The organism is Paucilactobacillus vaccinostercus DSM 20634, assembly GCF_001436295.1.
Taxonomy (GTDB): Bacteria; Bacillota; Bacilli; order Lactobacillales; family Lactobacillaceae; genus Paucilactobacillus; species Paucilactobacillus vaccinostercus.
In genome coordinates this window covers 1-25,523 of the sequence record NZ_AYYY01000007.1, presented here as the reverse complement: position 1 = coordinate 25,523, position 25,523 = coordinate 1, and the positions used below count along the sequence as shown (strand labels likewise).

At 40.6% G+C, this 25,523-nt stretch carries 20 protein-coding genes and 1 pseudogene; 16 read left to right on the top strand and 5 right to left on the bottom strand.

Features of this window, described 5'->3' with window-relative positions:
• Positions 1-5 precede the first annotated feature (5 nt).
• From FC26_RS02515 to FC26_RS02480, 8 genes and pseudogenes are all read left to right on the top strand, one after another.
• Complete coding sequence (locus FC26_RS02515) at positions 6-1,331, top strand: acetyl-CoA carboxylase biotin carboxylase subunit (RefSeq protein ID WP_057777610.1); 1,326 nt, start codon at positions 6-8, stop codon at positions 1,329-1,331.
• On the top strand, positions 1,324-2,112 hold the full coding sequence (locus FC26_RS02510; RefSeq protein ID WP_057777608.1) for a putative hydro-lyase: 789 nt from the start codon (positions 1,324-1,326) through the stop codon (positions 2,110-2,112). Before FC26_RS02515 ends, FC26_RS02510 begins: the two co-directional genes overlap by 8 nt.
• 12 nt (positions 2,113-2,124) lie before the next feature.
• The gene (locus FC26_RS02505) at positions 2,125-2,874 is read left to right on the top strand and encodes a LamB/YcsF family protein (protein WP_056988604.1); all 750 of its coding nucleotides are present in this window, start codon (positions 2,125-2,127) and stop codon (positions 2,872-2,874) included.
• Positions 2,875-2,895: 21 nt separating this feature from the next.
• Positions 2,896-4,095 (top strand): NRAMP family divalent metal transporter, encoded by a 1,200-nt coding sequence (locus FC26_RS02500; RefSeq protein WP_057194632.1) that lies wholly within the window; start codon positions 2,896-2,898, stop codon positions 4,093-4,095.
• A 180-nt stretch (positions 4,096-4,275) separates the two neighbouring features.
• Positions 4,276-5,730, top strand: coding sequence for a helix-turn-helix domain-containing protein (locus FC26_RS02495; protein WP_057777606.1), 1,455 nt, complete (start codon positions 4,276-4,278; stop codon positions 5,728-5,730).
• Positions 5,731-5,742: 12 nt separating this feature from the next.
• A pseudogene (locus FC26_RS02490) lies at positions 5,743-7,137 on the top strand (FAD-dependent oxidoreductase).
• Between the two features lie 176 nt (positions 7,138-7,313).
• Entirely contained in the window at positions 7,314-7,775 is a 462-nt protein-coding gene (locus FC26_RS02485; protein WP_057777604.1) for an AP2 domain-containing protein, read from the top strand.
• 109 nt (positions 7,776-7,884) lie between these two features.
• The gene (locus FC26_RS02480; RefSeq protein WP_057777603.1) at positions 7,885-9,960 is read left to right on the top strand and encodes a DNA topoisomerase 3; all 2,076 of its coding nucleotides are present in this window, start codon (positions 7,885-7,887) and stop codon (positions 9,958-9,960) included.
• A gap of 53 nt (positions 9,961-10,013) precedes the next feature.
• On the opposite strand, the gene FC26_RS02475 is transcribed toward FC26_RS02480, so the two are convergent.
• Positions 10,014-11,720 carry a hypothetical protein gene (locus FC26_RS02475; protein WP_057777600.1) on the bottom strand — a complete coding sequence of 569 codons (1,707 nt, stop codon included), beginning with the start codon at positions 11,718-11,720 and terminating at the stop codon, positions 10,014-10,016.
• 157 nt (positions 11,721-11,877) lie between these two features.
• Here FC26_RS02475 and FC26_RS02470 point away from each other — a divergent pair, with 157 nt between their 5' ends.
• The 8 genes from FC26_RS02470 (at position 11,878) to FC26_RS02435 (ending at position 22,790) form a co-directional block, all read left to right on the top strand.
• Positions 11,878-12,717 carry a Cof-type HAD-IIB family hydrolase gene (locus FC26_RS02470; RefSeq protein WP_057777598.1) on the top strand — a complete coding sequence of 280 codons (840 nt, stop codon included), beginning with the start codon at positions 11,878-11,880 and terminating at the stop codon, positions 12,715-12,717.
• 303 nt (positions 12,718-13,020) lie between these two features.
• Positions 13,021-14,709, top strand: coding sequence for an arginine--tRNA ligase (argS, locus tag FC26_RS02465; protein WP_057777596.1), 1,689 nt, complete (start codon positions 13,021-13,023; stop codon positions 14,707-14,709).
• A 101-nt stretch (positions 14,710-14,810) separates the two neighbouring features.
• A complete protein-coding gene (locus FC26_RS02460) occupies positions 14,811-15,284 on the top strand; it encodes an arginine repressor (RefSeq protein WP_057777594.1) in 474 nt (157 codons plus the stop codon).
• 184 nt (positions 15,285-15,468) lie between these two features.
• A complete protein-coding gene (locus FC26_RS02455) occupies positions 15,469-17,607 on the top strand; it encodes a PBP1A family penicillin-binding protein (RefSeq protein ID WP_057777592.1) in 2,139 nt (712 codons plus the stop codon).
• Between the two features lie 87 nt (positions 17,608-17,694).
• Positions 17,695-18,039 (top strand): YlbF/YmcA family competence regulator, encoded by a 345-nt coding sequence (locus FC26_RS02450; protein ID WP_057777590.1) that lies wholly within the window; start codon positions 17,695-17,697, stop codon positions 18,037-18,039.
• 61 nt (positions 18,040-18,100) lie between these two features.
• The gene (locus tag FC26_RS02445) at positions 18,101-19,309 is read left to right on the top strand and encodes a metallophosphoesterase family protein (RefSeq protein WP_057777588.1); all 1,209 of its coding nucleotides are present in this window, start codon (positions 18,101-18,103) and stop codon (positions 19,307-19,309) included.
• Between the two features lies 1 nt (position 19,310).
• Complete coding sequence (locus tag FC26_RS02440; RefSeq protein ID WP_057777586.1) at positions 19,311-21,821, top strand: ATP-binding protein; 2,511 nt, start codon at positions 19,311-19,313, stop codon at positions 21,819-21,821.
• A gap of 9 nt (positions 21,822-21,830) precedes the next feature.
• Complete coding sequence (locus FC26_RS02435; protein WP_057777584.1) at positions 21,831-22,790, top strand: 3'-5' exoribonuclease YhaM family protein; 960 nt, start codon at positions 21,831-21,833, stop codon at positions 22,788-22,790.
• A 59-nt stretch (positions 22,791-22,849) separates the two neighbouring features.
• Here the strand turns inward: FC26_RS02435 and FC26_RS02430 are convergent, their stop codons facing one another.
• The 4 genes from FC26_RS02430 to FC26_RS02415 form a co-directional block, all read right to left on the bottom strand.
• Positions 22,850-23,788, bottom strand: a complete 939-nt coding sequence (locus FC26_RS02430; RefSeq protein ID WP_057777582.1) for a peptidylprolyl isomerase PrsA — start codon at positions 23,786-23,788, stop codon at positions 22,850-22,852.
• A 143-nt stretch (positions 23,789-23,931) separates the two neighbouring features.
• Positions 23,932-24,171, bottom strand: coding sequence for a hypothetical protein (locus FC26_RS02425; RefSeq protein WP_057777580.1), 240 nt, complete (start codon positions 24,169-24,171; stop codon positions 23,932-23,934).
• A gap of 1 nt (position 24,172) precedes the next feature.
• Entirely contained in the window at positions 24,173-24,601 is a 429-nt protein-coding gene (locus tag FC26_RS02420) for an HIT family protein (RefSeq protein ID WP_057777578.1), read from the bottom strand.
• Positions 24,602-25,474 (bottom strand): site-specific integrase, encoded by an 873-nt coding sequence (locus tag FC26_RS02415; protein ID WP_057777576.1) that lies wholly within the window; start codon positions 25,472-25,474, stop codon positions 24,602-24,604.
• Positions 25,475-25,523 lie beyond the last annotated feature (49 nt).

The window sequence follows — 25,523 nt, the reverse complement described above, 5'->3', positions numbered from 1 at the left end:
ATCACATGCATAAAATTTTGATTGCGAACCGTGGTGAAATTGCGGTTCGAATTATTCGTGCTTGTCATGAAATTGGCTTGCGCACGGTTGCGGTGTATTCAACCGTTGATCGAGAGGCACTACATGTTAAGATGGCTGATCAGGCGGTTTGTATTGGACCAGCTAATCCACAGGCAAGTTATCTTAATCAAACCAATATTATCGAGGCTGCTCGACGGACAGGAGCTGACGCAATTCATCCCGGATACGGTTTTTTATCCGAAAACGCGGAATTTGCAAAATTGTGTGAGACTCAGGGAATTACATTTATTGGGCCACATTCAGAGACAATTGCATTATTAGGTGATAAAGCTCGTGCGCGTGAGGTGATGCAAAATGCGAATGTACCAGTGATTCCGGGAAGTGCAGAAGGGTTCACCGAGCTTGGTACTGCCCTGTATCAAGCCAATGAAATTGGCTATCCGGTGATGCTAAAAGCTGCTGCGGGAGGCGGTGGTAAAGGAATGCGGTTGATTCATAGTGAAGCGCAACTTAAGCATGAATTTACGATGGCCCAAGGGGAAGCGCAAAAGGCATTTGGCAATCCCGAAATGTACTTAGAGAAGTTTATTGTCCGTCCTAGACACATTGAAGTGCAGATTTTAGCGGACAGCTTTGGTAATACCGTGTCACTTGGGGAACGGGACTGTTCTTTACAGCAATATCACCAAAAAGTGATGGAAGAAGCACCGAGCGCAATTGATCACAAAACGCGCTATGAAATGTTATCGACCGCTCGTCGAGCTGCTAAGGCGCTAAACTTTTTGGGCGCTGGAACGATCGAGTTTTTATATGCTGGCCCCAGTCAATTTTATTTTATGGAAATGAACACACGAATTCAGGTGGAACATCCGATTACCGAGTTTATTACTGGAGTAGATCTCGTTCGGGGCCAACTGAGAATTGCTGCGGGAATGGCGCTGGGAATTAGTCAGGAGAAAGTTACCTTAAACGGGTATGCCCTTGAGTGTCGGATTACCGCAACCGTTCCGGGAACCGTTAAGGGGCTTCACTTACCAGGTGGCAATGGTGTGCGGGTTGATACAGCACTATATCAAGGCTATCAGGTACCGGCAAACTATGATGCACTGCTCGCAAAAATTATTACCTATGCACCGACCAGAGAAATTGCGGTAAAAAAGATGCAAGTTGCGATCGATGAAACCGTAATTGAAGGGGTTGGTACCAACTTAGATTTCTTGTATCGGTTACTTAATAACCAGGATGTTTTAGATAATAAGTTTGATATTGAATTTATTGATCGATTGATAAAGGAGGATGCCCATGACTGAATTCGTCACGCCAAAACAGATTCGACAACAAGCACGAATTGGTGCTTTCACGGGACAAACAAGTGGCATGTGCCCGGGCTACACACAAGCTAACTTAGTCATTTTACCGAAAAAAGAAGCATACGATTTTTTGTTATTTGCACAACGAAATCCCAAACCCTGTCCGATTTTGGAAGTTGCGGATGCGGGATCTAAACGACTTCAAACGTTCGCACAGGATGTTGATCTGGCAACGGATTTTCCAAAGTATCGCGTTTACCAAAATGGTGAATTAGTGTCTGAGCCTACTGATGTCACCGATATTTGGCGTGATGATCTTGTTAGCTTCCTGATTGGATGCAGTTTTTCGTTCGAAGCAGCCCTCATTGCAGCTGGAATTGAAATGCGGCATATTACTATGAAGCGAAATGTACCAATGTATAAAACTAACATAAAGGCTAAATCTGCTGGTCAATTTCATGGTAATTATGTTGTCAGTATGCGACCAATTCCCGAAGAACAGGTCGTTAAAGCGATCACGATTACAGAGCGGCTGCCACAAGTCCATGGGACCCCAATTCAAATTGGTGATCCCGAACGCATCGGGATTCAAAATCTTGATCAACCAGATTTTGGGGATGCTGTTGAAATTTACCCCGGGGAAGTGCCAGTATTTTGGGCCTGCGGGGTGACACCTCAAGCGGTGGTGATGGAGAGTAAGCCTGAATTTGTGATTACACATGCACCAGGACATATGTTAGTAACGGATATTCGTGATAATCAATTGGCAGATATTTTGTAGGGAGGTAATCAGATGGCAAAAATCGACTTGAATTGTGATCTTGGTGAAAGTTTTGGACGTTACAAGCTGGGATTAGATGAGGACGTATTACCGTACATTACTTCAGCTAATATCGCTTGCGGATTCCATGCTGGCGATCCTGAAGTGATGGCACAAACAGTCACATTGGCAACCAAGGATCACGTTGCGTTGGGGGCGCATCCTGGATTACATGATTTGGAGGGCTTCGGTCGCCGAAGAATGCAAATTAGCGCGCTGGCTGCAAAAGCTGATGTTCAATATCAAGTGGGTGCATTACAGGCTTTCACCCCAGATGGAAAACTCCATCATGTGAAGCCACATGGTGCATTGTACAACATGGCAGCGGCTAACCACGAGCTGGCACGAGCCATTTGTGAAGGCATTTATGCCGTTGATCCGACTTTGATTTTGGTTGGACTAGCAAATAGTGAGTTAATAAGTGCCGCTCAAGAAATTGGGTTGCCATACGCGCAAGAAGTGTTTGCCGATCGCCAATATGAACCAGATGGTAGCTTAGTTTCACGAACGAAACCTAATGCGGTGATTACTGACGAGGACGTGGCTGTTAAGCGTGTTATTCAAATGGTAGAAGAACACCAAATTAAAGCAGTTGATGGTTCTATTTTGACAATTAACCCGGATACGGTATGTGTTCACGGGGATGGCATTAAAGCGGTGGCCTTTGTCAAAAAAATCCATTCGGCATTAGATCAAGAAGGAATAGAAGTGAAATCGATGTAGGCTTGAGGAGGCATTTGAGAGATGGAAAAGAAAACAAAAAAACGATCACCGTTTAACGTAGCGATGGGTGCCGCATTTATGATGGCGATGGCCGCGGTTGGTCCAGGATTTTTGACCCAAACAGCAACCTTCACCAGTAAGATGGGGGCAGATTTTGGATTTGCAATTTTAATTTGTATCTTAGTTGATATCGTGGTTCAGTTAAATATTTGGAGAATTATTATCGTTTCAGGGCGCCACGCGCAGGTTTTGGCAAATGAGGTTGTGCCAGGATTGGGTTATGTTTTATCCGCTTTGATTGTGATCGGAGGCTTTTTCTTCAATATTGGTAATATTGGGGGTGCTGGATTAGGGTTGAATGTACTCTTTGGTATCTCACCAGAGAACGGTGCGTTAATTGCAGCAGCCGTTGCAATCGTGCTTTTTTTAGTACGTAATGCTATGCTGGTTGTTGATCGAACGGTTCAACTTTTAGCCGTTGTTAAAGTGCTGATTTTGATTTATATTTTGGCAGTCACGACCGTTCCTCTTCAGAGTGCGGTTCACCATACCTTTATGCCCACATCCATCGATTTCTACTCGATTGTCACGATTGTTGGTGGTACGGTCGGCGGCTACATTTCATTTTCTGGTGGTCACCGACTACTTGAAGGCGGCGTTCGTGGTATTAACAACATTAAGTATGTAAACGAAGGTGCTTTAACTGGAATTGGTGTAGCGTCAGTAATTCGAGTAATGTTGTTCTTAGCTGGTTTAGCCGTTGTTTTGGCTGGACACCAGTTGGATCCAACTAACCCGGCTGCTACGATCTTTAAAGTGGCTGCTGGCAATTTTGGGTATAAATTCTTCGGACTATTGCTGTTTGCCGCGGGTATGACCTCAACGCTTGGATCTACGTTTACGTCGATTTCATTTTTGGATTACAATGTGAACAAGGAAGGCCACGAAAGCTGGCGTCCGTGGATTATTGTTGGATTCATCGCACTTTCAACAATTATTTTCTACTTTATTGGTAGTCCCGCTAAGGTCTTAGTCATTGTTGGTGCGTTGAACGGTCTGATTTTGCCAATCGCCCTTGCCATCTTGCTGATTGCAGCTACACGTCATAAAATCATGGGGGCGCAATACCGGCACCCTCGGTGGCTGTTAGTGACAGGCTGGATTGTTGTTTTATTTATGGCCTACGCTGGTATTCGAACATTATTAACAATTCAATTTTAAATAAAATCCAAGTCATCTGTTGCAGATGGCTTTTTTTATGTGCATAATAGGACGGTCTAGTATAATTCTGCGCTTAAGCTATTTTTTTGATGATCGTTAGATGCTATCATGATGTTATAAGGATTATACAATAGTTAACTGGGTGAATTTTAAGTTAACACAGAAAGAGAAGGTGACAGGATGAATATTAATAATATTTTGTTGTCATCACAGGACAATGAAAAAATTCAACTGCTAGTTTTTCTGAAAGAAAATCCCAGTAGTAGTTTATATAATTTCTTCCTCGCTAAAGATTTGCCATACAATAAAGTGTTGTATATCTATCATAAATTGATTGCAGATTTACGAGAATTCGAAGATGATGATTTAACTATTGCGGAACTTATTGCGGATGCCGATTTTGATCAGTACTCACATATCATTATGAACCGGCAAGTTGGATATAAAATGCTAATGTCTCTCATTACACAGACCGACCACACGACTAACGAATTTTTAGAGCGGCAACAGATTTCAAGAACCAAGTTATACCGATTAACCTCTGATTTACGAAAATACATCGGGCAATTTGGGGTAACAGTTAATTTATCTGAATTTTGTTTAACCGGAAACGAGACGTTAATTCAAAATTTTCTACTGGCGTTCTTAAATGAAACGGGTACTAACATTAGTGAATTTTTGGATGACCGCTGGCAGTCCCTAGTTAGTCATTTAACTGATGGCTTTTTGACACCAATGGCGTTTAAAAATAGTATTTTAGTTGCACAACGGCGACGATTTGTCGGTATTGCACTTTTACGACTTTCGCAGGGACATCGATATCAGATTGCCCATCCAATTGATCAACACTTTGGGCTCAAATTTATTAACGGTAGCGATGGTGTCGTTAAAGACTACATTAAGGTTAGTTGTGATCTAACGGATGTTGAGGCTCAGAACCAATTTAATTTATTAAAGTTTAGCCTTAAATTTGGGCCTAATTTTATCATTGAAATTAGTGATGATGAGAAACGGATGATTGATGATTGGTTGAAATCATCGCCGCAATGGCAGCAGTTTTGGCGGCGAATTGAAACCGGTACACCCACAGGCCTAACAGCGAAAATGAAGTTGCGATTAGTGGGATGTATTATTTCATTGGATTATTTTGGCAATTTTCCGATTTCACGTAATAATTATGTGAATGATTATCTGCAAAAGGTAAGTGATTCGCGAATTTCAAAGTATTATGATCAAGTTAACACGATGATCAAAGAATTACAGTTGGAAATCACGACTGTTGATGGGATTAATTCATTAGCAAAACTATTTGAGGCACTGGAGCAGGTGATTGATGACGTTTCACATAAGATTACCGTCTATGTGAATGATGATGCATATGATGCACAAACGGATATTATTAGTTACTTATTTCAGGGCGTCGTTTCTGTTAAAATGATCAACGAGTATGAACCGGAAGAAGTAGTATCAATATTAGTGTACAATCAACAAAATGATAAAGTAAATCGTTTCTTAGCGGCTCATCCGAACATGATTAGTTTAAGATGGGTTCAGCAGCTTCCGGCGACTGAAAATTACTCAAGGCTATTATTATTAATCAATAAATATCGATATAACGTGTTTAAAAACTTGTGAGGAGTGGTTACGGTGAAAGTTGTTATTGTTGGGTGTACGCATGCAGGAACGATGGCGGCACAGCAGATTATTGCAGCGAATCCTGATGCAGAGGTGACAATTTATGAACGTGATACTAACATTTCATTTCTGTCATGTGGCATTGCTCTGTACCTAGATCAGACGGTTAAACATCTGGAAGATATGTTTTATTCATCTCCAGAAGCCCTTGAAAAAATGGGGGTAGCTGTTAAAACTGAACATAATGTACTAGAGATTGATGCAGCTAAGAAGCGGTTACGCATTGTTAATATGCGTACTGATGAGGTGTTCGACGATCATTACGACAAGTTAATTATGACCACCGGATCGAACGCGATTGTACCACCATTAAGAGGAATTGATGCCTCACGGGTATTGATGTGTAAAACATATGATCATGCAAAGGAAATTAAGCGATCTGCTGAAGATGCCGACACAATTGCTTTAATTGGTGGCGGCTATGTAGGTGTTGAATTAGCTGAAAGCTATGCTCGAACGGGACATCGGGTGTTGCTATTTCAATCACACGATCAAATACTTAAACATTATATTGATCGTGATGGTTCTACACGATTGATCGATTTATTACATCAACATGGGGTTGAAGTGTACTTAAATCATCGTGTTCGTTCCTTCGAGTAGGGCGACGAGAATCAAATTGCAATTAATACGAATCATGAAAAATTTGAAGCTGATATTGCGATTGTGACAACTGGTTTTATGCCAGTGACCGAATTACTGGAATATCAGGTGGATATGGACCGTCACGGTGCGATTTTAGTTAACGAGTTTTGTCAAACGTCCAATCCAGACATCTATGCAGCGGGAGATTGCTGTGTCAGTCATTTTAATCCAACGGGCGAATCAGTGTATGCCCCGTTAGCGACGAATGCGGTCCGCCAAGGGATGATCGTTGGTAATAACGTGGTAGCTGGGAATACAATGCCATACGTGGGGACACAGGCTACGTCAGCCATGTCGCTATTTGGTGAAACCATTGCATCTACTGGGTTAACGATTGAATACGCGCGTAAAAATGGATTTGATGCTGACTGTGTCCAGTTTGAAGGGACTTGGCGGCCAGAATACATGCCAACCACGGATAAATTGACGATTACTTTAGTATATGATAAAAAAAGTCGTCTTATATTAGGTGCTCAGCTTTATTGTCAGCACGATGTATCGCAGTCTGCGAACGCCATTTCAATTGCAATTCAAAACAACAATACAATTGATGATCTTGCGTTTGTTGATATGCTGTTTCAACCACATTTCGATGATCCATTTAATTATTTAAATTTGGTGGCACAGATGGCAGTTGAAAAAGAACGTCAAGCTGGGAATCATCATCCACGCTATACGGCACTTGGCAATTTCCACAACTAAAAATTAAATAACTAAATTAAAAAATCCCGATTTTTATGGCACTTAACCAGAAAAATCGGGATTTATACTATATTACTAACCGTAAAATTGATAAGTAGTGGTTATTATTTTATAGTAAACTCATTGGAAAACTACGCATAACGAACATGCAATTATGATTTGGTAGGTGATAAATTTTGTCAAAAGCGATTGATATGGTTGGTAAACGCTATGGCCGGTTGGTTGTATTAAAGCGTGATGGCAACAGCTCTAATGGTGGTGCAAGATGGTTATGTCAGTGTGATTGTGGGGTCGTTTGTACGGTCGATGGCACCCGTTTACGAAGTGGGATTACAAGTAGCTGTGGGTGTTTGCGGTCGGAGATTGCGCGAGAAAGGTTCAAGACAGATCCTAAAATTTGTCGGAACAAAGGTCGGCGGGATCATTTTTATACGGAAACTGGATTACCTTATTCATCGTTACGAGCTTCTAAACGAAATCATACCGGTGTCGTAGGAGTGTCGTTAGATCGTAAAACTGGTAAGTGGTTTGCACGCCTGATGATTCATAATCGGTACGTATTATTAAAAAGTTTTGACCAATTTGAAGAGGCAGTTGCCGCACGGAAAACCGCCGAAAAAAAATATTTATATAAGTAGAACTCCGGATATTCTTGGTTAATAAGAATATCTTTTTTTTAAAGAAATTTGCGGTTGTCGTTAAAATTCAGTAGTATGAAGAGTTGAATAATGATCCGTGGAGGTAAAAATGACAAAGCGTTTAGTTCTGGCTGAAAAGCCCAGTGTTGCCAAGGATTTAGCCCGAATATTGAAGGCAACACAGCAGCACAAAACCTATTTTGAAGGTGACCAATACATTGTGACCTGGGCTTTTGGTCACTTGCTGACTCTTAAAATGCCCGAAGATTTAAATCAGGACTGGCAACAGTGGCAGATGGAACAATTACCAATGATTCCAAAACAAATTGGAATTAAGCCACTTCCTAAAACTAGAAACCAATTAAAGGCTATCGCACAATTGTCCAAGCGATCGGATGTAACCGAAGGCATTATTGCAACTGATTCTGGCCGGGCAGGTGAACTATTGGCCCGTTGGATATTACAATGGGTTAAATTTAATAAACCGTTGAAACGCCTTTGGATTTCGTCACAGACTGAACAAGCTGTGAAAGCTGGATTTGCCAATCTGAAACCAGCTAAAAATTACGATAATTTGTATCGTTCAGAGTTAGCTCGAACCAAGGCGGACTGGTTAATTGGGTTGAATGTGACCCGAGCACTAACGTTGAAGTATGATGATAATTTAAATTCTGGCCGGGTTCAGACGCCGACACTCAGTTTGGTGAATCAGGCGCAGATAAAGGTGGAACAGTTTAAGCCACAGGAATTTTATGGGGTATACATGCTGGTCGATGGCGCTCGTACCAAAGTCCAGTTGCAACATGCGTTAGACCTTGATACGCGTGAAAAAGCAGAGGATTTGATTAAACAGCTTAAATCGAGTCAGGCAATTGTAGAACATGTGGTAACGAAGCAAAAATCTATTCCCGCACCACTGCCCTACGATTTAACGGAGATTCAACGGGTGGCGAATGTCAAGTATCAATATTCAGCTCATAAGACATTGTCTTTGATTCAAAGTCTTTATGAAACTCACAAGGTCGTCAGTTACCCACGAACGGATTCTCGGTATTTATCAACAGATTTGAAGGCAACAATGAAAGATCGCTTACGAGTGGTGGCCGGTTTTAACGAGGATGCACAGCAAATGCTTAAGACTGGTGCCCAAATTCGACTGACTTCAGTATTCAACAATGAAAAGGTCAGTGACCATTATGCCTTGATACCGACAGAGGAGCGGCCGCGGTTTGATAAAATGTCGACCGATGAAACACGCATGTATCGGTTAATCGTTGAGCGCTTTTTAGGCTTATTTGCTGAGCCAGAACGTTCGGAAATTACAAAAACAACGATTAAAACTGGCCAATACCAATTTAATTTTCAATATCAGCGGATCGTTGAACCTGGATGGCAATTTGAACAGACGGCACAACCGATTGTTAAAAAATTGACTGAAGGTCAAACGGTTACGCCTAAGTATGAATTTAAAAAGGAGTACACCAAAGCACCGAACTTAATCAGTGAAGGTGAACTGTTAAGTCAGATGGACCAACATCATTTGGGGACACCTGCAACCCGCGCGGAAATCATTGAAAAGTTAATTAAATCCGAGCTGATGGAGCGCCAAGGACGACAATTACATGTGACCCCTAAAGGCCAACAACTACTTAAATTAGTGAATCCGTCATTAGCGACGCCAGAATTAACGGCTCGTTGGGAGTCTAGTTTAGAAAAAATTGCTCAGGGTGATCAGTCACCAGAAACATTTATCCAGGGGATTGAGGCTGATACTCGACAGCTGGTGAAAGAAATTAAGTCTTCGACAGCAGAGTATCACGATTATGCATTGACCAATAAAATTTGCCCAGAATGTGGTCAAAAATTGCGTGAACGGAATACTCGAGACGGAAAAATCTATATTTGTAGCAATCCCGACTGCAAGTATCGGCGACGAAAAGATCCCAAAACTTCGAATCATCGGTGCCCTAATTGTCATCGTAAAATGCAAATTATTGACGGCCCAAAAGGTGCGTTCTTTCGGTGTAAGTACGATGGGACGACTGAGAAGATGATGGATAAAAAGACCCGTAAGAAGAAAATGGGTAAGCACGAAACACAACGATTGATGAATCAAATTAATCAAGAAGATGATGAGGCAGAAAGTCCATTAGCAGCAGCTTTGAAAAATTTTTATCAGAATTAATAAAAAACACGTCAAATTTGACGTGTTTTTCTGTAGGCTTTTATCGTTGAAGGTTATTTAGTAAAGTTTGTATTTTTGAAATTTGAAACGTAGCCGACGGCCTTATTGTTTTCAATTTGAACTTTAAAGGAGACTTTATCACCAGATTGAGTTAAGGCCGAACTCTTATAGTCATCGCTTTGAACCGTGTAGATGGTCTGGTGAGAATCATCTTTGAGCGTAAAGAGGAGCAATGATTTATTGTCACTCGTAGTGATTTGGGCACGATCAACGGTTCCTGTGAGTGTTTTCTTGGTGCTGTTAGTGGTGTTGGCGGCACTGCTTTCATTGCCATCAATTAAGGCCTGATTGTAGTTTTCCAAGGCTTCATTGGCGGTGTCGCCAGTCGCATGAATGGACTGATCAGCGGCATTAATGTAGTAATAATTTCGGAAGGCATGCGTGTTATCAAGAATTGAAAGCACCCAAGTTGGATGACCGGAAATATTATAAATAACGGGCATTGCTGCAGTCCATTGCTGTGCCTTATAGTTATTGTTGGCGTTATCGGCAGCACCGTCAGAGTCCATGATACCGCTTGTCTTGTAATAGCTTAGTTTACCCGTCCGGGCGTTAATCATTGAATAACCAAGCGCACTATCTGCTTCGGTTTTAGGGTTGGTAAAATCAGTGAAGTATTCAACTTCGCCCTTATTGTTGAAAGTTGAGATAACATTCTTTTTGGTTGGCTGTTGGACACCCTTTTTGAAGAAGGTGAAGTTAAACCAGCCATCTTGATACTCGCCGAATGCTTGATTCATTGAATCAGCTACTTCAGTTGTGATTCCTTCATCAATCCATTTAGGAAGATGCTTGAGTTGATAAAGCTTGGCCTTACCAGTCTTGGCGTTTAAGACCACGACGTGAAGCTTTGAGTAGTTAACCCGATGACTGAGGGGAATTGGTTTGTACATGGTTTGAACGTAGTAAGGGGTGCCGTTTTCATCGATTTCAAGCTGTGGCTGGCTATTATCCGCAACCAACCAGCTTGGAAAGTGGCGGTACATGATCCGTTGGGCATTACGGTTGAAGTAGGAAGTATTAGTATAGTTTAGCTTGGTTTTCACAAATTTAGGTTCTGCAGAGAGTGAAGTTGCATCGATAATGAAGTAGCCAGGCGTTGCTTGTCCTGCCGAATAGTACTTGAAGATGGTGTCAAACTCCACTGGTGCAATATAGACTGGCTTACCATGGTAATATTGGGCCTGAATCTCACCGAGATGGTAGTACTGTGAGTTGGGCACTTTACTCATGTTCTTGTTCATCCGGTTTTTAATCGTGCTGGGAGCTAACGCAACGGGAGTGACCCCCTTCTTGAAAGTAGGGGCCTGACTACTTTTCTTGATGGTTGACTGAACGCTTTTGGCAACTGGTTTGATGAAAAAGTTTGAGTGCCATTCACCAGCGACAAATACGATCAAGATGATCAAGAGAATTGCAGCGGCTAGTCGTGGTACAACTAATCCTTGGTCGTTAATTACAAGGGTGAGTGCGCTCATGATTAATGTGGTTACGATCCCTAGCATGAGATTGACCGTTAAAATGGAGAGTGCGTTTCGTGACGGTAATTCAAAGTAAATGACCACGCAATAAACAATGGCCTCGGCAACTAAAATACCAAGACCGTATTTGGCGAATGTCTTAGTGACGCGCGAATGAAAAATGAAAGTAAGATACACCAAAATGGGTGCGATAAAACTCAGTAGTAGTATGTAAAGCATGTAAATCCTCCCAATGTAAATGAATGCGGTACCACAGTTCATTATAATAGATCACGGACTGATATACTACTAGAGATCGGTTAGATTTGGCGGATAACTAGCATGACTTACGAAAAGTACGTATAATGAACGACATGAATATAAAGGACGTGGAACAATGAAAATTAAATTAATTGCTGTTGATATGGATGGGACATTTTTAAGAGATGATAATAGTTACGATAAACAACGATTTGGTCGTCAACTACAACAGTTGGTAGATCGAGGCATCCATTTTGTTGCTGCCAGTGGGTCGCAATTGGACCGGTTAAAACAACAATTTAGTGGATTTGAGGGGGCTGTTGATTTTATTTCCGAAAATGGTTCAATTGTTGCAAGCGGCGATAAATTATTGTCTGTTAAAGAAATTCCTATAAACCTACTAGAGGAATTACTGAAAATTATCAAAACGCATTTTAATATTCCAATTGCATCAACGACAATTACTGGTGAGAAAGCAGCCTATGTTGATGATCAGGAACCACAGGCGTACTTTGATCTTAAAAATCGCTACTATTCAACGTTAAAGCGGGTTCCTGAAATACTAGAGTATGAGGCCGACAAATTTGCGGATCAGTTAGTCAAAGTGGGCCTTTCCTTTGCACCAGGTGATGATACAAAGCAGCAAATTCAATTATTACGAGATTTATTGCCTAGCGGCCTTGCGAGCTTGAACTCAGGATTTAATACTGAGTTAATCGGACCAGCGGGTGTTAATAAACGAACTGGATTAAAAACGTTACAGGCTAAGTATCACATCGCCGACCAAGAAGTGATGACCTTTGGGGATAACGAAAATGATTTGGCGATGTTAACAATGACGCCATACGGATTTGCGATGGCAAATGCGAACGATAGCATCAAAAGCGCTGTAACGCGTCAAGCACCATCCAATAACCATGACGGGGTTTTGACCGTAATAGATGAACTGTTAGGTGGGAGCCAATTTAACGGGTAATGATTAGTTGGGGAATACGCTTGTTTTTAAGCGTTAATTTGGTATAATGAATCGGGTATGTAAGTTTCAAGCCAGAGAAGTAGTAGGTGTCGAAATCGTTTTAGCGAATCTGTGATGGTGAAAGGCAGATAACGATCTTTACCGAAGCGTGTCTCTGATTAATAACTAGTTGAATAATTTAAAGTGGATTAATTTCAAGTAGAGTGGTACCGCGGGAAATCTCGTCTCTGATAAGTTCTAGGACTTATTGGGGACTTTTTTCGTCTCATCACGATTGAAAAACACTAATTTGGAGGAATTACAATGGATGCAAAACAGCAGGTTGTTCAGGCACTAGCACAAGCATTGCCAGATGTAGATGCACATGATATTGAAACAAAAATTGAGCGGCCAAAAGATAGTCAAAATGGTGATTTCGCTTTTCCAACTTTCTTTTTGGCAAAAACGCAACATAAAGCGCCACAAATGATTGCTGCTGATTTAATTGAAGCAATCGATCAAAATGGATTTGAAAAGGTCGTTGTTGCAGGACCATACGTCAACTTCTTCCTTGATAAAGGACAAATTGCTGCTGAAATTTTACAGGCAATTTTGGCTGATCCGGAAAATTATGGTAACTCGGATCTCGGCAATGCCGGTAACGTACCAATTGATATGTCATCACCAAACATTGCTAAACCAATGTCGATGGGACATTTACGCTCAACGGTAATCGGAAATTCACTTGCTAAAATTTTAACGAAGGTAAATTATAATCCAATTAAAATTAACCATTTAGGAGACTGGGGAACTCAGTTTGGAAAGTTAATGGCTGCCTACAAGATGTGGGGAAGCGAAGAGGAAGTCAAAGCGGATCCCATCAATACCTTACAGAAGTATTATGTTCGTTTTCATCAAGAAGATAAGGAAAACCCAGAGCTTGATGATGATGCGCGTGCATGGTTTAAAAAACTGGAAGACGGGGATGAGGAAGCGACTCATCTTTGGAAGTGGTTCCGTTCTGAATCACTAAAATTGTTTATGAAGATTTACGATCTTCTTGGAATTGATTTTGATTCATACAATGGTGAAGCATTCTACAATGATAAGATGGACGAAGTTGTACAAATGTTGGAAGATAAAGGCTTACTCCAAGAAAGTAAGGGTGCCGAAATTGTTGACCTTGAAAAGTATAATCTGAATCCAGCCTTAATTAAGAAAACTGATGGTGCGACTTTATATATTACGCGTGACTTAGCGGCAGCTATTTACCGAAAACGGACCTATGATTTTGTTCAATCATTATACGTTGTAGGAAATGAACAACAAAATCACTTCAAACAATTGAAGGCGGTTCTAAAGGAATTAGGGTTTGACTGGGCAGACGATATTCATCACATTCCATTTGGTTTGATTACGCAAGGTGGCCGTAAACTTTCAACTCGTGAGGGCCGCGTGATCTTGCTGGAGAATGTGCTGAATGATGCCATCTCGTTAGCACGTAAACAAATTGCCGAAAAGAATCCAGATCTTAAAAATGCTGAGGAAGTTGCCCAACAAGTTGGAGTGGGGGCCGTTGTATTCCATGATCTTAAGAATGAACGGCTTAATAATTTTGACTTTGATTTAGAAGAAGTTGTGCGTTTCGAAGGTGAAACGGGACCATATGTTCAGTATGCGCATGCACGGTCACAAAGTATTTTACGAAAAGCTGGGAACCCAGATCTTACAACGGCTAACTTGGCATTGGGGGATCCAGCAGCTTGGGAAATCATCAAGTCTCTAGGACAGTTTGGTGAAATTATTCAACGGGCCGCACGTGAATACGAGCCATCAGTGATTGCAAAATATGCATTACAACTGGCTAAAGAGTTTAACCAGTACTACGCGCACACAAAGATTTTAGTTGAAGATGATGAAAAAATGGCACGCTTGGCACTCGTTGAAGCAGTTAGTGATGTGCTGAAATCAGCCCTTGAATTGTTGGGAGTTCAAGCTCCCGATGAAATGTAATTTGTATAAATATTAATCTATTCGCTTGATTATTCGTAAATAATGTATTATTATTCAACTAATAACTTAATGGACATGATTTACGGAGGAATTGGTTAGAAATGAAAAAATCGACTCGTCAAGCAAAAATTGAGCAACTTATTAGTCAATATACGATTACAACGCAAGAAGAATTAATGCAACGATTGAAGGATAATGAGATTACTGCGACTCAAGCGACCATTTCACGGGATATTCGCGAAATGCAAATTGTGAAAGCCGCTGATGGTAATGGTAATTTGCGATACACCATTTTTAAAGCTGGTAATAAAAGTGAAGAGTTACGGCTATATGATACGATTCATGAAGTCGTGACAAATGTGTCGCAAGTTGAGTTTATGAATATTATTCGGACGCTTCCGAGTGACGGTAATTTACTTGCTGCCATTATTGACGATTTGAATTTACCAGAGGTTGCAGGAACTTTAGCTGGTCATGACACAATTTTTATTGTGAGTCCAAGTACGAAAATTGCGCAACAATTTAATCAAAAAATCGTTGAACATGTGAATGCTGATCTATATCTTGAAAAATAAAGCTAAAAATTGCAAAATGCAGTTTTTGGCTTTTTGTATATAGCAATTTATTTAGTTGCTATATACAATTTTAAAAATTAACGATTTTTTCTTAAATTCCACTAAAAAAGGTCATCAAGAAGTGGCGTCTAAAGTTATTATGCTAAAATGGAAGGTGATTACTTAAGAGATGGGGAATAGAGATATGAATGATCAACCATCACGGTTTAAGCGGTGGCTTCAAGAATTGAGGGACTGGTTTGCCCCCTTATGGCAAAAGTTCAAACGGTTACTGAAAAAAGGATGGCACCGATTCCAAATAACTAGGTGGATCATTGTTGTCTGCTTGACGTTATTTTTACTAGTTAGCGGGTATCTTACCTTTATTGCCAAGACGTCGCACGTGAGCAATTTAAAGGCGACACTGGAAACACCAACGATGATTTATGATCGTCATAATAAGTCAGCTGGTAGTTTATACTCACAAAAAGGAACTTATGTTTCGCTAAATAAAATTTCAAAGAATATTCCGAATGCTGTGCTTTCGACGGAAGACCGTGATTTTTATCATGAACATGGTTTTTCGGTTAAGGGGATTGCCCGAGCAGCCTTGCTATATGCCAAAAATAAAGTTTTAGGGCGTAATTACATTTCTGGTGGTGGGAGTACACTAACCCAGCAACTTGTTAAGAACGCTTATCTGACTCAGCAACAGACCTTTACACGAAAGGCAAAAGAAATCTTTATTTCCATTGAGGTAGAAAACATCTATTCCAAGAATGATATTTTGACGATGTATTTAAATAATGCTTACTTTGGTAATGGCGTTTGGGGTGTTCAAGACGCGTCTAAACGATATTTTGATAAGGATGCAAGTGATCTGACAGTGCCAGAGGCTGCTGTGTTGGCGGGAATGCTAACATCGCCGAGTGGTTATGATCCAGTTGCCCATCCGACGGCTTCCAAACAGCGAAGAAATGTTGTTCTACAACTAATGGTTGAAAATGGTAAATTAACGCAATCACAGGCTAACCGTTACAAGAAGACAGCACTGACAGTCTCGAACGGCTACAAGCAGACCAATACGTATAAGTATCCGTATTTCTTTGATGCTGTTATCAGCGAGGCAATCAGTAAATATGGGTTAACCGAATCTGAAATTATGAATAAGGGATATAAAATCTATACAACGCTGGATCAAACGCAGCAGACGATCATGCAAAATATCTATAAAAACGATAATAACTTTCCAAGTAATGCATCCGACGGGACCGAAGTGCAATCTGCTTCGATCGCTGTGAACCCTAATAATGGCGGCGTTTTAGCTGTGGTGGGTGGCCGTGGTGCGCATGTGTTCCGAGGATTTAACCGTGCAACACAGATGAAACGTCAACCAGGGTCATCGTTGAAGCCAATCGCAGTCTATGCTCCGGCGTTAGAAAATGGGTACTACTACGATTCGATTTTACAGGATAAAAAGCAATCGTATGGCACGAATGACTACACACCTAAAAATTACGATGACACATACAGTGGTAAAGTGACCATGTATAAGGCACTGGCTGAAAGCTTGAATGCCCCGACAGTCTGGCTGTTGAATAAAATTGGTGTTACTAAAGGCTACGAATCTGTTAAAAAATTTGGATTGCCAGTCACCAAAAAAGATAAAAATCTTGCTTTAGGGTTAGGCGGTTTATCAAGCGGTGTTTCTCCTCAGCAGATGGCAGGCGCCTATACTGCTTTTGCCAACAATGGTAAGAAGACGACGCCACATTACATCACCAAAATTGTGGATGCATCTGGTAAAGTGATTGTTAATAATACTAATGTAAAACGAAAGCAAATCATCTCTAAGAAAGTTGCAAAGGAGATGACGAGCATGATGCTTGGGGTCTTCAATTACGGTACAGGTAAGACGGCTAAACCATCTGGATATTCCGTGGCCGGGAAAACTGGCAGTACTGAATCTGACGTTGTGAATGGTCAAAATTCAGAGCGTGATAAGTGGATTATTGGATATACCCCCGATATCGTAGTTGCAACTTGGGAAGGGTATGATAGCACAAATGAAAGTCATACCTTGGCAGAAACAACGTATACCAACACAAACACTTTATTTAAAGATGAATTGACACAAATGCTACCTAATACAAAACAAACCAGCTTTGATACCAAAGATGCGGCAACACTTGCTGGTAACAAATCATCAAGTTCTTCCAATATTTGGGACAATCTTGAAAATAATACATCTGAATTTGGCGATAAAGTTGCCCAAGGTGCGCAAAGCATCAAACAAAAAGCATCAGAATTATGGAGTAATGCGAAGTCAATTATCGGACAGTAGATAATATGCTGGATTTCATGGAATCTATATCTATTTAAGCGGTTACTATGTTAGAATGATATATAACAATTTTTGAGGAGGAACAACATGGTTGTCAATATTTACGATACCGCTAACCAAATGGAGCGGGATTTACGCGGGACACAAGAATTTAAGGCGCTTGAAGAAGCATATGCAGAATTAAAGAAGGATGATGAAACGTTTAAGTTATTCAGACAATTCCAAAATCTGCAGATGCAGTTACAACAAAAGCAATATTCCGGTCAACAACCAACGGACGATGAAATTAAAGAAATCCAAGGTGTTGCTGATAAGGTTCGCGACGTTAAGTCAATTCAAAACTTAATGGAAAAAGAACGTGGCATTGATGAATTACTAAGTGGTATTAACAATGTGATTACCAAGCCAATTCAAGAATTATATAAAGACTAATACAAAAGCTGAGGCGAGAAGTCGTGCTCAGCTTTTTTGAACTAATAAAGTGGTGATTTTAATGAAATTTATTCATAGCGCGGATTTACACTTAGATAGTCCGTTTTTAGGGCTTAAGGATGTTCCCCAAGAATTTGCGAAAACAATTTATCAATCGACATTTCAGGCATTTCAAAATTTAGTGAATGACGCGATTCAATTTAAGGTGGATTTCATTTGTATTTCCGGTGATATTTTTGATCGTGATCAGCATAGCATCGCGGCGGAAAGCTTCTTTAATGAGCAGTGTTTACGACTCGAAGAAGCTAGTATCCCAGTATACTTAAGTTTTGGGAATCATGATTACCAGAAGGTCGACAATCAGTTGCAATTTCCAGATAATGTGACTGTTTTTGATAATCATGTGGAAACTAAAGTGTTGGAATTAGCTGACGGACAGCGAGTTGCAATTTCAGGGTTTAGCTATGAAACACGGTGGATCACCGACGATCGCCTTTCTGAATTTCCATCGAGAAATCGTCAAGTGGATTGGCAGATTGGTCTATTACATGGTGCATTAAGCGGACTGAAAAGTCCCCACGCAAATTATGCGCCGTTTCAGCTAAAAGAATTATTGGCAAAAAAATATGATTATTGGGCACTTGGGCATATTCATAAACGTCAGGTACTGAATCAGCAGCCCCCTATCATATATAGTGGTAATACCCAGGGACGTCATAAAAATGAAGCTGGTAAAAAAGGCTATTACTTGGTGACGAGTCAAGGTGATACGCTAGTACCTGAATTTCATGAGTGCGAGGCGGCAATTTGGCGATCTATCCAAGTGATGGTTAGGCCAACAGAAACGGTGTCCGATGTTTTAAGTGACGTGCAATCCGCTGTTGAGACGGATGGTGTGTTTCATGAATTGAGTTTAATTTCTGTGGTCCTTAAGGCTGAGGCTCTTTCGCAAGAGGTTCAAATTCAACTTGACAATGGGACATTGCTTTTGCGGCTTCAACGGCAATTAGGCGCTCAGCACAAAGAAATGTGGCCTTACGAACTTGTTTTGGAGACGCCACCGAAAAAAATGAGTTTTGATGATTTTGATCATGATTCATGGCAGCAAGCTGAAACAGAGACATTTACCAAGGCTCAGGTTGCGACTGTGGCAGATAAATTATTTGCATATGATTTTATTGAATCATATTTTAGTTCGAATGAGGCAATTGAAAAAGTCCGACTTGCCGCCATTGAACAACTAAATGGAAAAAAATCGAAGGGATTTTGAAATGAAAATTAAACAAATTCATATCGATGGTTTTGGAAAGTGGCAAAATCGAGATTTCAATCTGGCCTCAAGTATTACAATATTTTTGGGAGATAATGAAGCAGGTAAATCAACATTAGCAAAATTTATTGAAAGTATCTTGTTTGGATTTGCGAACGGACATCAGCCTTACGAGCAATATTTACCAAAAAATGGTGGCCAGTATGGCGGCTTCCTAGTTGTTGAACACCGTAATCGACGCTATGTCTTAAGGAGAACACAAGGAAAAAACGGTGGTCTTCTGACGATTACCGATGAGTCAGGAAAGCGGATGCCCAATCATTTCTTGAAAATGATGCTTGGCGAAGTCGATCAGGGACTATTTCATGCGATCTATCGGATAGATACGCAGGAACTTAGTCAAATCTTTGCACTTTCAAAAAACGACTTCCAGAATCAATTGCAGCACTTTGGTGCGGTTAATAGTGATCGCTGGTTGGAAAAATTAACGGATCTGGATAAGGAAGCAGATAGCCTTTACAAGGTGCGGGGGCGAAATCCAGTCATCAATCAAAAACTGGAACAATACCATGATTTGAATGAACAAATTGATCAGCAGTCTGAAAAATATACACATTATCGACATTTGTTGGATGATGTTCGGCAAAGTGATCGCCAAATCCAAGAGATTCAACAGCAATTGCCTCAAAAACGAAATGACTGGCATGATGCGCAGGATCTACTACGGTTGTGGCCAACGTATCAACGCTTGCAAAGTATTGATACAGAAAAATCATCCACACTAAGCAATAATGACGTTGCTGTAATCCAATCTTTACGTGCTAAACAAGATGAATATCATCGTCAACTCACAGATGTTAACGCACGATTGGGCGTGATTGATGCGGAATCTTCCTTGACAGACCAGCAAGACTTTTATTTCCAGAATCTTGACAGATTTACCAAGCTGAAAGACGATGGAACCACACTTACGTTGCACCTGAATCAGTATGATCAGCTTGTTTCACAACTTCAAAGTTGGCAACAAGAGCGACGTGAGCTATTGCAACGTTATCCAGATTCGCACTTACCAAGTGCACTGTCTTATTCTGAAGAAAATCGACTGCAGCGGTTAATTGATGATCGTCAACATGGGGATCAATCTCGTACCAAGCGGCAGCAAACAACGCCTAAACGTCCTTTATTGCTTATCATACTGAGTGTAATCGGAGTTTTATTACTCGTGACTGGCAGTGCTTGGCTCATGAAGCTATTAGGTTTGATTCTAATGGGATGTGCGGCGGCTATCTGGTATCAAGAACAAAGTAGTGGGGGTACTTTGCACAATGCAGTTCAAGGAACATCTGATGAAGCGTTGCGTCATTTTGGAATTGAACATGGGTTTAATCAATTTCCACAGAGTCAGTGGCTCCGAATGCAGGGAGATTTGCGGCGATTAGAAGAGCTAAATCGGCAAATTCAGCAGATAACAACTCAGATCAAAACTATTGATAATCAGACCACACAGTATCGAGAACACGTTCAATTTTCGGCCGAGGTTATTGATGTCCAGCAGTCACCACAAGCGTTGATTAAGCATATTAATATGTTTATCGATCGGCAGCAAGGCGCCAGAGATGTCTGGCAGCGTCAAAGACAACAAAAACGATTGCTTGAAGATCAGGCCCAGCAATTGTCAGATAAACTGAATGAGGTTATTCAAAAGAAAGCAACGCTGTATCACCGATATGACGTTCAGGATGATCATGAATTTGACCAATATTACGATAGTGCGCTGCGATCAATCGCCAACGAGGAACGATCGCAAGTGCTCGGAAGTCAGCTAACAGACAAGCAGATTAGTGCACTGAAAATGGTGAACTCGAATGATGACTTAAGACAGCGAGTGACTAGTTTAGCGAATGACGTTAAGCATTTAGAAGTTAGTTTACAAACACTTCAACAAAATCAAACAGCTGCACAACTGGAAATCAAACAGCTTTCCGAAAATGGGACGCTGACAATGCTAAGACAACAACGTGCTGACCTTCAGACTGAAATTTTGGAACTGGTAAGAGACTGGTTAACGCATAAACTGAGCTATCATTGGATTAATCGAGCCTTACAATTAGCTTCGGCAGATCGTTTTCCGAAGATTATTCAACAAGCACAAAAATATTTTGAAACATTAACCAACCATCGCTATACTAAGATTGAGTTCGAGAATGATCGAATTTCCGTGATTGCTCAAGATCGAAGTGCTTTTCAAGTCGGAGAGTTATCTCAGGGAACGGCTCAGCAATTGTATGTTGCCTTGAAATTGAGTTTTGTGACGTCGATCAGTAATCAAAATGGGATTCAGTTACCAGTACTGATTGATGATGGCTTCGTTGATTTTGATGCCGATCGTCGGGCAAATGTGTTACAACTACTAGAGTTGCTTGGAGAAAAACAACAGGTGATCTATTTAACGACTGATCGCCAGACATTACAATATTCAAATGGAACCGTTGTTAATTTAAATCAAATGTAGGTGATAGAAATGACACAGGCAAAGTTATATGAATTTAAGGTAGACGAAGTGATGGACATTTATGTGTTGATCAAAGGCGTTGATGTTCGGGTTGCGAAAAACGGCAAACGATTTTTATCGCTTGTTTTTGAGGATCAGTCTGGAGAATTACCGGGGATGTATTGGGGTGCGAGTGACGAGGACGTCGCGCTATTTGTCCCTGGAAAAGTAGTGCGATTATCCGCTAAGCGAGAAAATTACCAGGGCAAACCACAAGTTAAAATAATGGGATTACGTCTTGCTACCGAAAATGAACCACATGATCCAAGTTACTTTATGCAGCATGCTCCTGAAAAGCGCAACGATATCGAAGATGAAATTAACCAGTATATTTTTGAAATCACGCAACCAACATGGGCACGAATCGTTCGAAATCTTTTACAAAAGCATCGTGAAGCATTTTTTACGTATCCGGCAGCTAAGACGAATCATCATGCATTTGCTGGTGGATTGTCATTTCATACGCTATCGATGCTGAGACTGGGAAAAGCGGTGGTCCATCAGTACGATGGAATTAATGCGCCATTACTATATGCGGGCACAATTTTGCATGATGTCGGTAAGACAACCGAACTGTCTGGCCCTGTTTCAACCAGTTATACGGTTGCTGGCAACCTAGTTGGTCATATTTCGATTGTTGATGGTGAGATTGTGGCTGCATGTCAGACACTCAAGATTGATCCCAATCAAGAAGATGTGTTGATGCTACGTCATATGATTTTATCCCATCACGGTTTGTTAGAATATGGCTCTCCTGTTCGGCCGAGAATGCTCGAGGCAGAGATCTTGCACCGATTAGACGAAATGGATGCTTCAATTATGATGGTCAAAGGAGCACTGGAGCATACTGAGTCTGGTGAGTTTTCTGAACGAATTTTTGGCATGGATCAACGGAGTTTTTATAAACCCGAAGAACCGAATCAAAATTAATTAGTATATCAAAAAGGACACGTCCAACATATGACGTGTCCTTTTTGATACCTATTCAATTAGTTTGATGATGATGAACTAGTTGTTGTAGTTGTAGTGGTTGAACTGCTGCTTGATGAAGTGAGGTAATCGTCAAGAATATTCTTAAGATCGTTATCCTTGATCGAAACGTTCCCCTTCTTCAAAACCTTCGAAACAACATTGTGTAATACGGTACTGTTACTCATGTCAGTTTCAATGATTTGTTCTTTCAAGTCGGCAATGTGTTGACTCTTAGCTCCCTTACCAGGGTTCTTAATCATGTAAATAACTTGGTAACCACTGCTGGTCTTAACAGGTGAGGTAGTATATTCGTTTGTTTTGAGTGCGAAAGCGGCTTTCTTGTAAGACGAATCTAGTGAAGAGTCAGTGTTGTCAAAGGCCGATACCTTACCACCAGTGCTCTTGTTGGTTGTATCGGTTGACTTGCTCTTAGCGAGTTTCTTAAATGTCTTCCAGCGATCAGCAGATGAAGCGCTGTTCAATTGATCAATAATGCTTTGAGCAGTGGCCTTTTTCGAAACAAGAATTTCAGCAGTTTGAACCTTTGGCTGATACTTCTTCCACTGCTTGTTGATATCCTTAGTTGTAATGGTTGTATGGTCCTTAACAGCGGCCTTCAAAAGTAAGTTAGACCGAATCTCATCTTTTAATTGAGAGGTAGTCATTCCGTTTTGTGAGAGAACACTGCTAAATGATGAACCATATTGACTCTTGTATGAGTTGTATTCCTTTGTCACTGCTGACTTAGAAACTTTGCTGCCGTATTGCTTTTCCAAAACTTTGTTTAGAATCATTTGTTGCAATACTTGTTTACCACTTGAAGTTCCCTTTAAGCTACTATAATAAGCACTTTCAGTAATTTTACCACCGCTAGTTGTCGCAACGGCTTTGCTACCGCAGGCTGCTAGAGGGACCATCAAAACAATCCCGGCTAATATTGCAAGCCATTTTTTCATGTATTAAACACATCCATTTCTTAAAATTTGTATGGTACCTGTGAAACTCACCAATTCAATATACCACAATCTGCTGAAAGGTTAAGGCACTAATACCAAAGTTTACAAAAAATTCAATGTTTAATAAAATAAACGTCTTATCGTTACTCAAATTTATTAAGCTCGTCTTGCATTTTAGCCTGCAATTGCTGAATATGTTCAAGTCGGGGTTGTGTCTTGAACTTAAACTCATCAATGCTGTGGTTGATTGCGTCCACCTGTTCCTGGGAATCTGCAAGTGCTTTTTGTAACCGAGCGATACTTTCACTCAGGTCCTGACCCGCGTTTTGAACTGAACTGATATCTTGAATAAGGTCCTTAACGGTATTTACAAGCTTGTTCATATTAATCACCTAACTGATCAGTAATTGATTTTTGAATCTTTTGATATTGAGCTGTGTCATAGTTGCCGGAGTTATCCTTGAAGATCATTTTAAAGTCATCATCATCACTGTAACGTGGAATTAAGTGGAAATGTGAATGGAAAACAGACTGGTAGGCTACTTCGCCATTGTTATTGAGAATATTAAGTCCCTGAATAGCAGGATTAGATGCTTTCAGTGCCTTAGCAATCTTTGGAATCCGCGCAAACACTTCACTGGCTAGTTCAGCATCATATTCAAAAATATTGGCAACGTGTTTTTTCGGAATTACAAGGGTGTGACCAGGAGTTCCTTGAGAAATATCTAAGAATGCTTTAACAACATCGTCTTCATAAACCGTGTAACTGGGAATTTCACCCGCGATAATTTTACAAAAAATACAATCGTCCATTTAAATCGCTCCATTCCGGTGTTTTGATTGTGCCTTGGGGACAATTGGGGACTTTGACAATATTTTGACCGTTTTGTCCGCTTCTTTTGACCGTTCCTCGGATAGCATGTGCGAGTATACCAATTGTGTAATTGCAGTGTTTGCATGTCCCAATCTTTCGGATACATAATTAACACTGACACCTTTATACAACAGATATGACGCATGTGAGTGACGTAAACCGTGCACAGTAATTTGTGGAAGTTTAAGAGCTTTTAACACGCTTTTAAGATGCTGCTCAACTGGATAGAGTGTACTTGTGAAGTACCGTTCTGAATTCTTACGATCTTTCTGATCTACCAGTAGTTGAGCCAACTCATGAGTTATTTTCACGTTACGTGTGCTTGTTTTAGTCTTAGGTTTGGTCATTGTGTGGATTGCGGTCGAATATGTCTTAGTAATCGCAATTGAATCAAATAAGGCATTAATGTCATTATAATTCAAAGCAAGAGCTTCGCCAACTCGCATACCCGTTTCCAATAAAACTAGGAGCGCCAAGTTTGCGTCGTATTCTGCGTAGTGAGTAAACAAATAATTTTGTAGTTTTTCAAAATCAGTGGCTGACAAAGCTTTAATCTTGTTGACTGGTTCAAGATCACTATGGGGTTTTACTCGCGAAAAAATATCTCTTGGGATATAGCCATCATATAATGCGTCTTTCAAGGACGCTTTCACAGTGATCAATAAAACGTTCACTGTCGTCTTCTGACGTGTTTCACCATACTCATCTATCTTCTTTTGCAGAATTGCGTGAGAGAGCTGTGAGAGGGTAATATTGCCAAATAGATCACGAATAACGACAATTCGATGCTTATAAAGATGTTCCGTTGTCAATAGCGGCGATAAAATGTCGTTTTATGGCGGTTTAAAATTGTAGGTTTTT